This is a genomic window from Flavobacterium pectinovorum, assembly GCF_022802975.1.
In the GTDB taxonomy this organism is placed as follows: domain Bacteria; phylum Bacteroidota; class Bacteroidia; order Flavobacteriales; family Flavobacteriaceae; genus Flavobacterium; species Flavobacterium pectinovorum_B.
In genome coordinates this window covers 62001-77291 of sequence record NZ_JAFEVZ010000008.1, presented here as the reverse complement: position 1 = coordinate 77291, position 15291 = coordinate 62001, and the positions used below count along the sequence as shown (strand labels likewise).

General features: G+C 32.5%; 10 protein-coding genes. 8 read left to right on the top strand and 2 right to left on the bottom strand.

Annotated elements, in window-relative coordinates; genetic code table 11:
• Positions 1-107 precede the first annotated feature (107 nt).
• From FLV_RS12840 to FLV_RS12810, 7 genes are all read left to right on the top strand, one after another.
• Positions 108-1034: a geranylgeranylglycerol-phosphate geranylgeranyltransferase gene (locus FLV_RS12840; RefSeq protein ID WP_243234397.1), complete on the top strand. Its 927-nt coding sequence runs from the start codon at positions 108-110 to the stop codon at positions 1032-1034.
• Positions 1027-1611 (top strand): Maf-like protein, encoded by a 585-nt coding sequence (locus FLV_RS12835; RefSeq protein WP_243234394.1) that lies wholly within the window; start codon positions 1027-1029, stop codon positions 1609-1611. Before FLV_RS12840 ends, FLV_RS12835 begins: the two co-directional genes overlap by 8 nt.
• A 10-nt stretch (positions 1612-1621) precedes the next feature.
• Positions 1622-2152 (top strand): mechanosensitive ion channel family protein, encoded by a 531-nt coding sequence (locus FLV_RS12830; protein WP_243234391.1) that lies wholly within the window; start codon positions 1622-1624, stop codon positions 2150-2152.
• A 154-nt stretch (positions 2153-2306) separates the two neighbouring features.
• On the top strand, positions 2307-3407 hold the full coding sequence (locus FLV_RS12825; protein WP_243234389.1) for an AI-2E family transporter: 1101 nt from the start codon (positions 2307-2309) through the stop codon (positions 3405-3407).
• 82 nt (positions 3408-3489) lie between these two features.
• The gene (locus tag FLV_RS12820) at positions 3490-5319 is read left to right on the top strand and encodes a hypothetical protein (protein WP_243234387.1); all 1830 of its coding nucleotides are present in this window, start codon (positions 3490-3492) and stop codon (positions 5317-5319) included.
• Positions 5320-5510: 191 nt separating this feature from the next.
• Entirely contained in the window at positions 5511-6017 is a 507-nt protein-coding gene (locus FLV_RS12815) for a hypothetical protein (protein ID WP_243234384.1), read from the top strand.
• A 216-nt stretch (positions 6018-6233) separates the two neighbouring features.
• A complete protein-coding gene (locus tag FLV_RS12810; RefSeq protein WP_243234381.1) occupies positions 6234-7853 on the top strand; it encodes a hypothetical protein in 1620 nt (539 codons plus the stop codon).
• Positions 7854-8394: 541 nt separating this feature from the next.
• Here the strand turns inward: FLV_RS12810 and FLV_RS12805 are convergent.
• Together FLV_RS12805 and gyrA are read right to left on the bottom strand one after the other, a co-directional pair.
• Complete coding sequence (locus FLV_RS12805) at positions 8395-9663, bottom strand: tetratricopeptide repeat protein (protein ID WP_243234374.1); 1269 nt, start codon at positions 9661-9663, stop codon at positions 8395-8397.
• A 46-nt stretch (positions 9664-9709) separates the two neighbouring features.
• Positions 9710-12358 carry a DNA gyrase subunit A gene (gyrA, locus tag FLV_RS12800; RefSeq protein ID WP_243234371.1) on the bottom strand — a complete coding sequence of 883 codons (2649 nt, stop codon included), beginning with the start codon at positions 12356-12358 and terminating at the stop codon, positions 9710-9712.
• Between the two features lie 258 nt (positions 12359-12616).
• Between gyrA and FLV_RS12795 the strand changes: the two genes are divergently transcribed.
• Positions 12617-15163 carry an ATP-dependent Clp protease ATP-binding subunit gene (locus tag FLV_RS12795; RefSeq protein ID WP_243234369.1) on the top strand — a complete coding sequence of 849 codons (2547 nt, stop codon included), beginning with the start codon at positions 12617-12619 and terminating at the stop codon, positions 15161-15163.
• Positions 15164-15291 lie beyond the last annotated feature (128 nt).

Here is a 15291-nt window from a genome sequence, read left to right as displayed (position 1 = left end):
TCAAAAAAAGCTTAGAACCTAAAAAAACCTTTTGTCCCTTTGCTCCTCTGCCTCTTTGAACCTAAAAACTTAGAATCTTAGCCCCTCAGAACCTTAGTAACTTAAAAATGAAATACCTCAAACTCATTCGTTATCAAAACCTATTAATGCTTGCTTTTATGCAGGTTTTATTCCGCTATGCTTTTTTTAAAGAACAAAATATACCTTTAGCCTTGTCAGACTGGCAATATGGATTATTGGTTTTAAGCACGGTTTTAATTGCAGCAGCAGGATATGTAATTAATAACATTTTTGACACAGAAACGGATTCAATAAACAAACCCAAAGAGGTTGTAATAGGCAGAGGGATTACAGAAACAATGGGTTATAACATCTATATTGCATTAAATATCATTGGTGTTGCAATTGGCTTTTATTTGTCAAATGTTATCCAAAGACCCGGATTTGCAACTATATTCATTTTTTTAGCTTCATTACTTTATTTTTATTCTACTACCTTAAAGCAAATTATGCTTTTAGGAAACTTTGCTGTAGCTTTATTACTGGCAATGAGCGTTCTGATTATTGGTGTTTTTGATGTTTTTCCTGCAATAATAGCTGAAAACAAAGCACAAATGGCGAGTTTGTTTTCTATTTTAACCGATTATGCCATATTTGCTTTTATCATTAATTTTATCAGAGAAATAGTCAAAGATACTGAAGATGTTAACGGAGATTATAACCAGGGAATGAATACTCTGCCTATTGCAATTGGAATTAGCAGAACAGCGAAGATTGTTTCTGTACTTTCTATTATTCCCTTTATTTTATCAATACTTTACATTAAAAATTATTTTCTGGAAAACGGACTTTATATAGCCACTTTATATTCATTTGCTTTAGTTCTGGCACCGCTACTTTATTTTATGGTTAAAGCTTTTTCTGCCAAATCAAAAAAAGATTTTCATCATTTAAGCAGTGTCCTGAAGTTAATTTTACTTTTCGGAATTTTATCTATTGTGGTTATTACCTTAAACATCCAATACAATGCTTAAAGAAAAACTAAAAAAATACAGCTTAATACTAGCTACAGGTTCACCCAGAAGACAGCAACTTTTTAAAGATCTGGATTTAGACTTCGAAATTCAACTGAAAGATGTTGAAGAAATATATCCTCCTGAATTAAAAGCGGTTGAAATTACAGACTTTTTAGCATTGTTAAAAGCAAATGCATTTGAAGGTGAATTAAAAGAAAATGAAATTTTAGTAACCAGCGACACCATTGTCTGGCACCAAAATAAAGCATTAGGCAAACCCAAAAATGCTGAAGAAGCTTTTGAGATGATAAAATCAATGTCGGGAACAACGCATGAAGTTATTACCTCAGTGTGTTTTAAGACCATTTCTGCTTCTACTCTCTTGAGCGATGTTACAAAAGTGACATTCAATAATTTATCAGACGAAGCTATTTTATACTATATCGAAAATTACAAACCTTACGACAAAGCCGGAGCTTATGGCATACAGGAATGGTTTGGTTTTATGGCTGTTGCCAAAGTCGAAGGTTCATACACCAATGTTATGGGACTGCCAACCGCCAAAGTTTATGAATATTTGAGTATCTTAGAATAAAAATTAATTTATGTTTTCTTTCAAAGAATATTCAAAAGAAATAATAGCAACAATAATCCTTTTTATAGTATTAATGTTGCTTAGAATTATTGTAGCAAAACTAATTCGGAAATTTGCAAAAACCAGTGAAAGACTTGAACACAGAACAAACTTAATCATCAAATACATTCATTTATTGATGAATACGCTGGTTGTTATAAGTTTAATCGTTATTTGGGGTGTTGATACTAAAGATATTTTTATAACTGTTTCCTCAATAGCTACCGTAATTGGCGTTGCTATGTTTGCTCAATGGTCAATTTTAAGCAACATTACATCCGGAATGATTTTATTCTTTTCATTTCCTTTCCGAATTGGTGATACCATAAAAATTCACGACAAAGATTTTCCTATTGAAGCTGAAATAGAGGATATCAGTGCTTTTCATGTTAATTTGAGAACAAAAGAAGGCGAAAAAATTATTTTTCCAAATAATCTTTTATTACAAAAAGGAATTTCAATTATGCCATCTCAATATGAAGAAAGAGAGTTTTTTGACTAAGGGTTCTTTTAAGTATTTTGGAGCGAAACAAAGCAAGTTTTTACAAAATAACTGTTATGGGAATTTTATAAACTAAAGGAAAGAAGTTAGAACATATTAAATTGATTTATGTTTCAATTTTGTGTGACATTAAGTTTACCAAAATTCAAAAGAAATGAATGAATCAATAAAATTACCTTTTTACGCAAAATTGACTTGTGTATTATTAATTTTACTTTGTATTGGTGCTATAACCTATATTGGAAGTGAGATAATTACACTGGTAATGCTTGCTTTTTTATTTACCGTTTTATTACTTCCTGTGCATACTTTTCTTCTCACAAAATTGCGTTTTCCCACGTACCTGGCTTCTTTTGTATCTGTTGTTTTTTTTGTGCTTTGTATTGCTGCAATTTTAGCATTCCTTTCTTACCAAATAACTGACATTGCAGATGATTTTGACGTTATAAAGAAAAACTCTATCTCTTTTTTCAATAACATTCAGTCCTATATTCATGAAAAATTTCAAATAAGTATATGGGAACAAAAAAAATATATAGAAAAAGTAACTAACGATTCTGTTCAAAATGGCCCCGGGACATTAGGAACTGCTATAGGTTCTTTGAGCGATATATTATTTAACAGTATGCTCGTGGTTGTTTTTACATTTTTATTTCTATTATACAAAACTCACTTTATTCTATTTCTTGCCAAATTATTTAATAATGAAGACCATGCTAAATTAAAAGACATTGTTACACAGATAAAAATTTCTATCAATAACTATATTCTGGGACTTATTTTTGAAATGTTTGTGGTTTCTATTTTAACAGGCTTAGGATTATGGATCATTGGAGCTAAGTATTTTATTCTGCTTGGACTAATAACCGGGATTTTAAATTTGATTCCATATATAGGAATCATGATTGCAGGTATTGTAACCATTTTGTCCTCACTTACCGGAACTCCGGATATATCTATAATTATAAGTATTCTAATTGTAAATATTGTTGTACAGCTAATCGACAATAATATACTTGTACCTTTAATTATCAATTCGAAAGTTGAAATTAACGCCCTTGTTTCAATAATTGGAATTATTATTGGCGGTGGTATTGCAGGGATTTCAGGAATGTTTTTAGCAATTCCGCTGTTAGCGATTTTAAAAATTATTTTTGACAGAATCGAATCTTTAGAACCCTGGGGCTATGTTATGGGAAATCATATGCCTAAAAGATTTACATGGCGAATTAAAAAATTGAAAACTGAAAATTAAAATACTTTTTTTTCTTCAGTATATTATTATTTTAAATCACTTCATTATAGAATCATCAATAATTTACGCTAACTTTATTAGCATGTTTCGAAACTTTATAAAAATCTTTCTAGTTTTTCTTTTCCTTTGGAATTTTTCCCAAAGCGCTTTTTCACAAGAAAAACAGACTAAAAAAGATAGTATCGAGAAATATCACAAAATTAAAAAGCTTTCAGAAAAAAGTAAATTCACAACTTTTTTAAAGAAAATAATTTTTAAGCCTTCAAAAATTAAAAAGAAAAATGAAACTTTAGTTGAAAAAGAACACCTGCCTGATGTTGATGGAAAAATTATTCGCAATATCAAAATCATAACCCTGGATCCTTTTGGACAATCAGATACCGATTCTACAATGGTTCCTAAAAATTGGGGAGAAAGAACCGGAAATAAATTACACATCAAAACTAAAAAATTTGCTATTCAGAATTTATTACTTTTTAGAAGAAATTCTGTTTATGACAGTTATAAAATAAAAGAGACGGAACGTATTATCAGATCACAAAAATTTGTAAGCAGAGTAAATATATCTGAAGAGTTGGTTAGCACAAGCAATGACTCTATTGATGTTGTCGTTCGTGTTCTCGATTCCTGGAGCATACTTCCAAAATTTTCAATATCGAGTTCCCGGGTTGGTGTTGGATTTAATGATCGTAACATTGTTGGTACCGGACAGCAGCTTGAATATAAATTTACCAACAGATTTGATGACGGGCACAATGCTCATGATGCTTTGTACACTATCCCGAACATCAAAAATACTTTTATTAGCACTAAATTCAAATATTACAATGATTTAGACGACAACTATATTAAAAGCATTTCTATCGAACGGCCCTTTTATTCACCGTTAACAAAATGGGCAGGCGGTATTCTTTTAGGACAGCAATTTAGACGGGACACTTTACAGGATGCAACTTTAAAATATGAATTCCAGCCATTTAAATATAATTCTCATGACCTCTGGGCAGCTAAAGCCTTTGATATAACAGGAGAAAATCCAAAAGAAGAGAGAACAACCAATTTTATTGTATCAGGACGTTTTTTAAACATCGATTATACTGAAAAACCTGAAATTGCATTTGATCCTGTTAATTTTTTTTCCGATGAAAAACAAATTTTGATGGGCTTTGGAATGAATACACGAGAATTCGTAAAAGACAATTATATTTTTAGAAATGGATTTACTGAAGACGTTCCTATTGGGAGAATCTATGGAATAACTGTCGGGTATCAATATAAAAATAAAACATGGCGACCCTATTTAGGCGCTCAGGCATCTTTTGGGGACTATTATAAATGGGGCTTTTTGAGTACTAATTTTGAGATTGGCAGTTTTTTTCATGACGCTAAAACTTATCAGACTTCTATTGCATTGAAAGCTAACTATTTTACAAATTTATTGACATTAGGAAATTGGAAACTAAGACAATTCATTAAACCTGAAATGATTATAGGAATCAATAGAGAAAATTCTATAGGCGACCAGCTTACAATAAACGAAAATTACGGACTTCCTGGATTTAATGCAGCACACTATGGTAAAAGTAAAATGGTACTAACATTACAAACTCAAACCTATGCACCCGAAGAGGTTTTAGGCTTCAGGCTAAATCCTTATTTTAATTATTCAATAGCTGTATTAGGAAACAGCACTTCTGGTTTACTTCAAAATAAATATTATTCAAAAATCAGTCTGGGACTTTTGATAAGTAATGATTATCTGGTATTTAGTACATTTCAGCTTTCAATTTCATATTATCCAACTATCCCGTTTCAAGGTGAAAATATCTTTAAAACAAATACTTTTGAAACTCAGGATATCGGCATTCAGTCTTTTGAATTAGGAAAACCTAAAATTGTAGAATACAAATAATCTTTCTTTTTTCTATTTTAACAACAAATTTATTTTATACAAATATTCTAATAAAAAGCTAATAATCAGAAATCTATAAAAAAAATTCCTTTTATAAAATCCTTTTTTATAGACCAAATACTTTTAAAGAAATTATTTTGGCACAATATATGGATATCCTCATACAGATTAACATTTAAAAAATATTAAAGATGAAAACAATCAAAATAGCAATCGTTGGATTATTTCTAATTGTTGCAAATGCCACGCAAGCACAGGTATCAGTAAATGTAAATATAGGAACACCTCCAGTATGGGGACCTGTAGGATATACTAACATGGAATATTATTATTTACCCGATATTCAATCTTATTATGATGTAAGAACCTCTCAATTTATTTATTTCGGTGGAGGAACCTGGGTAAGATCAAGCCGCTTACCAAGACAATACAGAAACTATGATTTATATTCAGGTTACAAAGTAGTATTGAATGATTATCACGGAAGAACTCCATACGTGTATTATGACAGACACAGAACAAAATACTATAAAGGATATCATGGTGCACCTCAGAGACCATACAAACCGAGACCATCTTATAGCTATAATGACAGACGACATGATAATCATAAAAATTACAAACATTATGATAAACATGACAAACATAATAAGCATAATAGACATGACAGATACGATGACCATGATCATAGAAGATAATAAAATAGTATTATAAATTTCGACTAAAAGAGAGTATCAAAATTTGGTACTCTCTTTTTTTTACGATAAAATGTTAGAAAAAACCGTTAAACTACAAACAAACATAAACTCCTGTAAAACAATTAGTTTAACAGGCAAAATTTAACATTATTACCCATTTTAATATTATAATATAACTTATTTTTGCACCAAATTTTAAAAACTAACAATAAATTTATGAGAAAGAATGTTTATTTATTTTCATTTTTGGCTATGTCACTTTTAATAGGATGTGACAATAACGATGATAATAACAATCAATCAATCAACAGTATCTCAATTAATTCAGATCAAACCTCTTTGAACACAAGACTTGATTATACCAATTCCGGAGTAATTTCAATTGAAAACAATACTACTACTGGAAAAATATCAAGCACAAATACTGCTGCAACACTTCCTTTGGTACAGATTGCAGAAATAAATCCACCGGTAGATAAAAACGGAAGAACATTACAAGCAAGTCACGTTACTGTAAACGGAAATTACGCTTATGTTTCTTATGTTATGAGAGGAGATGTTTATTCAGGTGCAATTGATGTTATAGATGTTTCGGATCCATATAAACCAAAATTAGTAACCTCGGCTTTAATTGCCAATACTGATATTACATCACTTACCTATTCTAATGGAAATTTAATCATTGGAGCAGCAAAAGATATAGATACTGATCCATTGTTAGTAAATCCTTCTATAGTAATCAACATGGAACTGAGTTCTGGTTTACTTACTGATAAAATTAAAATTAACTATTTAGAAAGCAGAGTAACGACAGATGTTGCCGCAAATGCTTCATCCTATTTCGCTGTAACAGGTGACACCGGAAGCTTATTTAAATTAAATAGCTCAACTAGAGTAATTACAGCAAAAGTAGCTGTAGCTGATTTACGCTCTGTAGCATTAAGCAGTGATAAAGTTATAACCTTAAGCGGAACCAAAGGAGTAAATGTTTACAATCAGTCAAATCTGGCTCTGCAAAAAAACTTTAGTACAACTACAGATGTAAGCGGTGCTAAAAGAACAATGGAAGTTGACGGAACAAAACTTTTAGTCTCAGAAGGATATAATGGTCTGGGCGTTTACGATATCAATAGTGGCTCAAAATTGCAAACCATAAACATAACTACAGCAGGAGAAGACAATGTTACAAATGCCGTTTCTGTAAATGAGGGGTATGCTTTCGTTGCAAATGGTGCAGCAGGACTTAATGTTTATCAAACCGGAAGTCAACTTAGTTTATTAGGTACCTTGGGAATTTCAGGATCATCAAACTATGTTAAATCCAGTGGTAATTATATTTATGTAGCAAGTGGAACAGGTGGTTTAAAAATCATCAAAATGGAAAAACCAAACACCACGTTTGCAAGCTGTTCTGAATACGGAACCTACAATCAGGGCAAAGATTTGATTTTAAATTCAAATGAGAAAAAATCATATGCCGGATCTACTGCTATTAATTCTGTTATAGTAAACTCAGGAGGTGTATTAACACATTGTGGTTCAATATCCATTCAAAATGGTTTAATCCTTAACAGTGGAGGTACTTTTAACATGAGAGGAAGCCTGGCTCAAGGCAAATACCAACAGTCAAACCCTACAGAACTTATTATTAACAGCAATGCTGTATTACAAGTTGAAGGGTCTGTTGTAATCTGGGGAGATTTAAGACTTAACAGTGGAGCAAAAATTAATTTTATTGGAAATAATTCTTCAATAACAATTTACGGAAAAGTAACTAAAAATAGTGGTGTAACCATTACAGGCACTTACACAGATACTGAAAATAAATTGAAATAATTTAGCGTTTACATTGCAATTCCAAAATAAAAAGAGAGGCTGTTTATAATAACAAGCCTCTCTTTTTTTGAACTCCTCTATGTTGTTCCAAACCAATAACAATTTATATAGCATATAAACTGGGTGTAATTATTAAAAACGTCATTTCGAGCTTTAATTTTTTTTACAAAAAAAACAATATAAGATGACGTTTGTTTTGTCAGGCTGAGCGGAGTCGAAACCCTAGTTAAACAAAAACGTCATAGGTAGTGTTTTTTGTATAGAGAAACGGAAACAAAAAATGTATCGAGAACCGTTTTAATACTAATTTTTCTGTTCTCTATATAATCCCGATGAAAAATCGGGTTCACTTGAACTGGCGAAAAATTATCATCAAAACGAATTACACTACGGGTTAGCTATATGTTTTCTTTTAACTATTGTAAAAAAACATAGTCTTCAAGATCCTTTTAATAACTTTTAATCACAGTACAATTTAGTTAACCATAAAAAAAACCGTCTAAAATAATTTTTAGACGGTTTTTATAAACTATTTTTCAGATTACATTGTAGCTTTTAATGCTTTTGCTTCTGCAGTCATTTCAAGTGCTTTATAAACCCCTAATAATGTTTTAGCAACATCTTGGTTTTTAGGATCTAATTCATTTGCTTTTTTAAGATAAGGAATTACGCTTTTAAAAACATTTTCTCTTTGTTTCTTTAAAACATCATAACGCTTCATATCTTTATCAGATGTACCCAATTTATTCATTTCATCAATAATTGGTTTTTCTGCCTCTAATTTTAATGCAGCAAGATTCAGATAAGCATTTGCATAATTAGGATCTATTTCGATAACTTTTAAATAATATTTCTCTGCATCTGCAGCATTATTAGCATTTGCACTAAGTACACCAAGGTTAAAAATTAATTCTTTATTATTTGGGTCTTTTTGCAAAGCTTCCCCAACTAACTTTTTATAGGTATCATAATCTTTAGTTTCTAAATATAAATTAGCTTCTGAAAGAATTAATGATGAATCTTCGGGATTAGCTTTTCTTGCATCAGCTATAGCTTTTTTAGCATCTTCAGTTCTTCCTTTTTGAAGCAAGATCAAAGCATAATTTTTATAAACTTCACCTCTTTTAGAAGGAATCGCTTCTGTTTTAGGATTCTCATGGGTTCCTAATTTCACAGCCAAATCTCTGTCTTTTGCATTATTAAAACCATCTTCGCTACCAGAAGCTTTATTGACAGCTATGTAACTGGTTCCTTTTCCTGAATAATTTAGTTTTTTTAATTCCTCATACAATGATAACGCTGCATCATAATCCTGTGCATTTACATACGTTGAAGCTGCATAATATAAATTGATAGTGTCTTTTTTATCTAATAAATAGGCATCATACAATTTTTTCGCACCCACTGCAGCTTTATTTGACTGAGTATCAGCAATAGCTGAATTAATCAACAATCCTTTTATTTGAGTAATTGAAGCTGCAGCCTGTGTTGAAAACTTTAACTTTCCGGATGCTTTTTCAATTTCAATTAATTTTTGATAACTTTCAGCAGCAAGAGATAAATTTGTTCCCTCCTCTACTTTTTTATTTGCCAAATCTAAGTAAGCATTTCCTTTTACAAAGTAATATTGTGCCTGTTCAGTATCTTTTGCATTTACAATAAGATTTTCTGCATCCTTTAATTGTGCGATTGCTCCCTGAGCATCACCTCCTTTTAACGCTTTTTCAGCATTTTTTATCTGATCTTTTTGAGCAAAAGTAGCTACTGAAATCAATAATGCTGATGCAAGTATTACATATTTACTTTTCATAATATTCAATTTGTATATTTAATTTTAATTTGCGTGGTTAACTTATCTATTCTTCAGATTCTTCTTCTTCAGAATCGTCTCCTTCTTCGTCTTCAACTTCTTCCTCAGCATCATCGTCCTCATCATCTTCCACAACACCATCGTCTTCAAGAACTTCTAAATCCGGTTTAACTCTTTCAATAACTGATTCAATAACATTGCCTTCTTCATCAACTACAACTTCCCCTACATCGTCCTTCATTACTTTTGTAACTGCTGCAATAGAATCTTTTCCTTTTAAATTTATCAATCTAACACCTTGAGTTGCACGTCCCATTACACGTAAATCCTCAATAGCCATTCTGATTGTCAATCCAGATTTGTTTATAATCATCAAATCATCAGAATCAGTTACGGCGTTAATTGAAATTAATTTTCCAGTTTTTTCAGTAATATTAAGTGTCTTAACACCTTTACCTCCACGATTCGTGATTCTGTAAACATCTTCACCATCATCATCAACCAATTTGGTACGTTTTCCGTAACCGTTTTCAGTAACAACTAAAATTTGCGAATCATTGATATCATTTTTATCAACAGTAACCATACCAATAACTTCATCGGTATCATCTTTTAAAGTAATCCCGCGAACTCCTGATGCTGTTCTTCCCATTGGACGGGTTTTTGTTTCTTCAAAACGAACCAGTTTACCTGATTTTACTGCTAAAATAATTTGGCTTTCACCATTGGTTAACTGTGCGCCCATCAACTCATCACCTTCTTTGATTGTAATAGCTGCAACACCATTTACCCTAGGTTTAGAATATTTCTCTAAAGATGTTTTCTTTACCTGTCCTTGTTTAGTAACCATTACAAGATTGTGGCTGTTGATATAATCTTTGTCTTTTAGATCTTGCGTGCAAATGAAAGCTTTTACTTTATCATCGCTTTCAATGTTCACTAAGTTCTGGATTGCTCTTCCTTTTGCTGTTTTACTTCCTTCCGGAATTTCATAAACACGCATCCAGAAACATTTTCCTTTTTGCGTAAAGAACATCATATATTGGTGATTGGTAGCAACAAACATGTGTTCAAGGAAATCCTGATCTCTTGTACCTGCACTTTTTTGCCCAACTCCTCCTCTGTTTTGAGTTTTGTATTCGGTTAAGTTTGTACGTTTGATATAACCTGCATGTGAAATGGTAATTACTACATTTTCATCAGCAATTAAATCCTCGATACTTACATCTCCACCGGAATATTCAATTTGAGAACGACGGTCATCTCCATATTTCTCACGAATTTCTTCAAGCTCTTCCTTAATTAAGTTAGTTCTCAAATTTACATCAGCTAATAAAGCTTTTAAATGCTCAATTAACTTCATTAATTCTTCAAATTCAGCTCTTAACTTATCTTGTTCCAGACCTGTTAACTGACGCAAACGCATCTCAACAATAGCACGGGCCTGAATATCAGATAAATTAAATCTCTCAATCAATTTTTCACGTGCTTCTTCTGTGTTCTTAGAACCTCTTATTATTGCAATTACTTCATCAATATTATCAGAAGCAATAATTAATCCCTCTAAAATATGTGCTCTCTCTTCTGCTTTACGCAATTCAAACTGAGTTCTTCTAACTACAACATCATGACGGTGCTCAATAAAATAGTGAATCATGTCTTTCAGATTCAGCATTTGAGGACGTCCTTTTACTAGTGCAATGTTGTTTACACTGAAAGAAGACTGCAGTTGTGTAAACTTATATAAGGTATTTAAAACTACGTTTGGCGTAGCATCACGCTTTAAGATATAAACGATACGCATACCGTTTCTGTCTGATTCGTCACGAATATTAGCAATACCTTCGATTTTCTTTTCATTAACGAGATCAGCAGTACGTTTAATCATATCAGCTTTATTAACCTGATACGGAATTTCAGTAACAATAATCGATTCTCTTCCGTCAACTTCTTCAAAACCAACTTTAGCACGCATCACAATACGGCCTCTACCTGTTTTAAATGCTTCACGAACACCTTCATAACCATATATTATACCTCCTGTTGGAAAATCCGGAGCTTTAATATGTGTCATTAATTCATCTACTTCAATATCATTATTATCAAGGTATGCTAAAGTACCATTGATAACTTCAGTTAAATTATGTGGTGGCATATTGGTTGCCATACCAACCGCAATACCTGTTGCTCCGTTCACTAATAAGGTAGGAACTCTGGTAGGCATTACTTTAGGTTCATATAACGTATCGTCAAAGTTCAATTGAAAATCAACCGTTTCTTTTTCAATATCCGCCATAATCTCTTCCGAAATCTTTTTCATTCTGGCCTCGGTATAACGCATTGCTGCCGGACTATCTCCATCGACAGAACCAAAGTTACCCTGACCATCGACTAAAAGGTAACGCATGCTCCATTCCTGAGCCATACGAACCATTGCATCATAAACAGAAGTATCTCCGTGCGGGTGATACTTACCCAGAACCTCCCCTACAATTCTCGCCGATTTTTTGTGGGCTGATCTTGATGTTACTCCTAAATCATACATTCCGTAAAGAACTCTTCGATGCACTGGTTTCAAGCCATCTCTAACATCTGGAAGTGCTCTTGATACGATTACTGACATCGAATAGTCGATGTAAGCTGATTTCATTTCATCTTCAATGTTAATAGGAATTAACTTTTCTCCTTCAGACATAAATTGTTATATTAAATAATTATATTAGTTTTCAAAGCGTGCCAAGATACGTTTTTTTGAAATTTTTTCAGCTATTTCCTTACAGATATTTCAATGATTTATTAACAACTTTTTTTTGCCATTTAGTTAATAAATTAAGCGTTTTTTAACGCTGTTATTGTTATTTTTTTTGTCTATTAGCTGACAGGAGTTCTCAAAGGGTACGATTTTTGTTTTTCAAACTCTAATTCATTAAATTTACAATACCAATTATATATTATGGATGATAATTTTTCACCAAGAGTAAAAGATGTTATTACCTACAGTAAAGAGGAAGCCTTGCGTTTGGGTCACGACTTTATTGGCACTGAACATCTAATGCTGGGCATTTTAAGAGATGGTAACGGAAAAGCTATTCATATACTTAATAACCTGGCAGTCGATTTAGATCATTTACGCAGGAAAGTAGAAATACTGAGTCCGGCCAACCACAGCATTGAAGTAAATACCGAAAAGAAAAACCTTCATCTTACCCGACAGGCAGAAAGAGCCCTGAAGACCACTTTTCTTGAGGCCAAAGTATTTCAAAGCTCGTCGATTAGTACGGCACACCTGCTTTTATGTATCTTACGAAACGAAAACGATCCAACAACCAAGCTATTGAATAAACTAAAAATAGATTATGATATAGCTAAAGAACAATACTTAAATATGACTCCAAACGAAGAAGAATTCTTAGAAAACTTGCCAAAAAACGAATCATACAATGATGATTCAGGACAAGATGACAGTTTAAAAGAAAGCAGTTTTAATAATCCAGCCAATAAGTCAAATAAAAAATCTAAAACTCCTGTATTAGATAATTTTGGGAGAGATTTAACAGAAATGGCCGAAGAAGGAAAACTGGATCCTGTAGTAGGACGCGAAAAAGAAATTGAGCGTGTTTCTCAAATTCTAAGCCGTAGAAAAAAGAACAACCCGCTTCTTATTGGAGAGCCCGGAGTTGGTAAATCTGCCATTGCAGAAGGACTCGCTTTACGTATTATCCAAAAGAAAGTTTCCCGTATTCTTTTTCACAAGCGTGTGGTAACCCTTGATTTGGCAAGTTTAGTAGCCGGAACGAAATACCGCGGTCAGTTTGAAGAAAGAATGAAAGCGGTAATGAACGAGCTTGAAAAAAATGACGATATCATTCTTTTCATTGACGAAATTCACACTATCGTAGGAGCTGGTGGAGCAACTGGTTCTCTTGATGCTTCAAACATGTTCAAACCCGCTTTGGCGAGAGGTGAAATTCAATGTATTGGTGCTACTACTCTTGACGAGTACAGACAATATATTGAAAAAGACGGTGCTCTTGAAAGACGTTTTCAAAAAGTTATTGTAGAACCAACTTCTGTTGAAGAAACAATTGCTATTTTGAACAACGTAAAAGACAAATACGAAGATCACCACAATGTAATATATACGCCGGAAGCCATTGAAGCCTGTGTAAAATTAACAAACAGATATATGTCTGAGCGTTTTTTACCAGACAAAGCTATTGACGCTCTGGATGAAGCCGGATCTCGTGTACACATCACCAATATTGATGTTCCAAAACAAATTTTGGATTTAGAGCGTCAGTTAGAAGAAGTGCGTGAAAATAAAAACATGGTAGTTAAAAAGCAAAAATATGAAGAAGCTGCCAAACTTCGCGATGATGAAAAACGTATCGAAAAAGATTTAGCTCTTGCTCAGGAACAATGGGAAGAGGACTCTAAAAGCAACAGAATTGAAGTTACTGAAGATAATGTAGCTGATGTTGTTTCCATGATGACCGGAATTCCTGTAAACAGAATCGCACAAACAGAAAGCAACAAACTAGCTAAATTACCGGAACTAATTCAAAATAAAGTAATTGGACAAAACGAAGCTGTTTTAAAAATTGCACGTTCTATACAACGTAACAGAGCCGGACTTAAAGATCCTAACAAACCAATTGGATCGTTCATTTTCTTAGGTCAGACTGGAGTTGGTAAAACGCAATTAGCAAAAGTTTTAGCAAAAGAATTATTCGATTCTGAAGATGCTTTAGTTCGTATTGACATGAGTGAATACATGGAGAAATTTGCGATCTCTCGTTTAGTTGGTGCACCTCCGGGATACGTTGGTTATGAAGAAGGTGGTCAGTTAACTGAAAAAGTTCGTAGAAAACCTTACTGTGTTGTGCTTTTAGACGAGATCGAAAAAGCGCATCCGGATGTATTCAATATGATGCTTCAGGTTTTAGATGATGGATATTTAACAGATAGTTTAGGACGAAAAATCGACTTTAAAAACACTATTATTATCATGACATCTAACGTTGGTGCACGTCAGTTGAAAGATTTCGGACAAGGAGTTGGTTTTGGAACTGCTGCGAAAGTAGCTCAGGCCGATGAAAATTCAAAAAGCATTATTGAAAATGCATTGAAGAAAACCTTTGCTCCTGAATTCTTAAACAGAATTGATGACGTAATTGTATTTAATGCATTAGAAAAAGCTGATATCGATTTGATTATCGAAATCGAACTTAAAAAACTTTATGCACGTATTTCTGAACTTGGATACAATTTAAGCCTTACTGATAAAGCAAAAGCATTTATTGCAGAAAAAGGCTTTGACAGACAATTTGGAGCAAGACCTCTAAAAAGAGCCATCCAAAAATATGTTGAAGATTTATTAGCTGAAGAAATCATCACTTCTAAAATACATTCAGGTGATGAAATCTTAATGGATTTAAAAGATGACTCTCAGGAACTTTCAGTAGAAATACACAAAGCAGAAGAGCCAACTAATCAATAAATTGTTTTAAATTTATAACAAAATAATATTCTCGTTACGTTTTCATAACATAACGGGAATTTTTTTTAGACAATTTACTATCTTTAGTAAAAGCAAATAGCTATTTTTGGCTATTAAATTCTATAATA

Bases quoted from the DNA above. Each gene is read 5' to 3' on its own strand.
- FLV_RS12840 (WP_243234397.1), top strand. From the start codon at position 108: ATGAAATACCTCAAACTCATTCGTTATCAAAACCTATTAATGCTTGCT.
- FLV_RS12835 (WP_243234394.1), top strand. From the start codon at position 1,027: ATGCTTAAAGAAAAACTAAAAAAATACAGCTTAATACTAGCTACAGGT.
- FLV_RS12830 (WP_243234391.1), top strand. From the start codon at position 1,622: ATGTTTTCTTTCAAAGAATATTCAAAAGAAATAATAGCAACAATAATC.
- FLV_RS12825 (WP_243234389.1), top strand. From the start codon at position 2,307: ATGAATGAATCAATAAAATTACCTTTTTACGCAAAATTGACTTGTGTA.
- FLV_RS12820 (WP_243234387.1), top strand. From the start codon at position 3,490: ATGTTTCGAAACTTTATAAAAATCTTTCTAGTTTTTCTTTTCCTTTGG.
- FLV_RS12815 (WP_243234384.1), top strand. From the start codon at position 5,511: ATGAAAACAATCAAAATAGCAATCGTTGGATTATTTCTAATTGTTGCA.
- FLV_RS12810 (WP_243234381.1), top strand. From the start codon at position 6,234: ATGAGAAAGAATGTTTATTTATTTTCATTTTTGGCTATGTCACTTTTA.
- FLV_RS12805 (WP_243234374.1), bottom strand. From the start codon at position 9,663: ATGAAAAGTAAATATGTAATACTTGCATCAGCATTATTGATTTCAGTA.
- gyrA (WP_243234371.1), bottom strand. From the start codon at position 12,358: ATGTCTGAAGGAGAAAAGTTAATTCCTATTAACATTGAAGATGAAATG.
- FLV_RS12795 (WP_243234369.1), top strand. From the start codon at position 12,617: ATGGATGATAATTTTTCACCAAGAGTAAAAGATGTTATTACCTACAGT.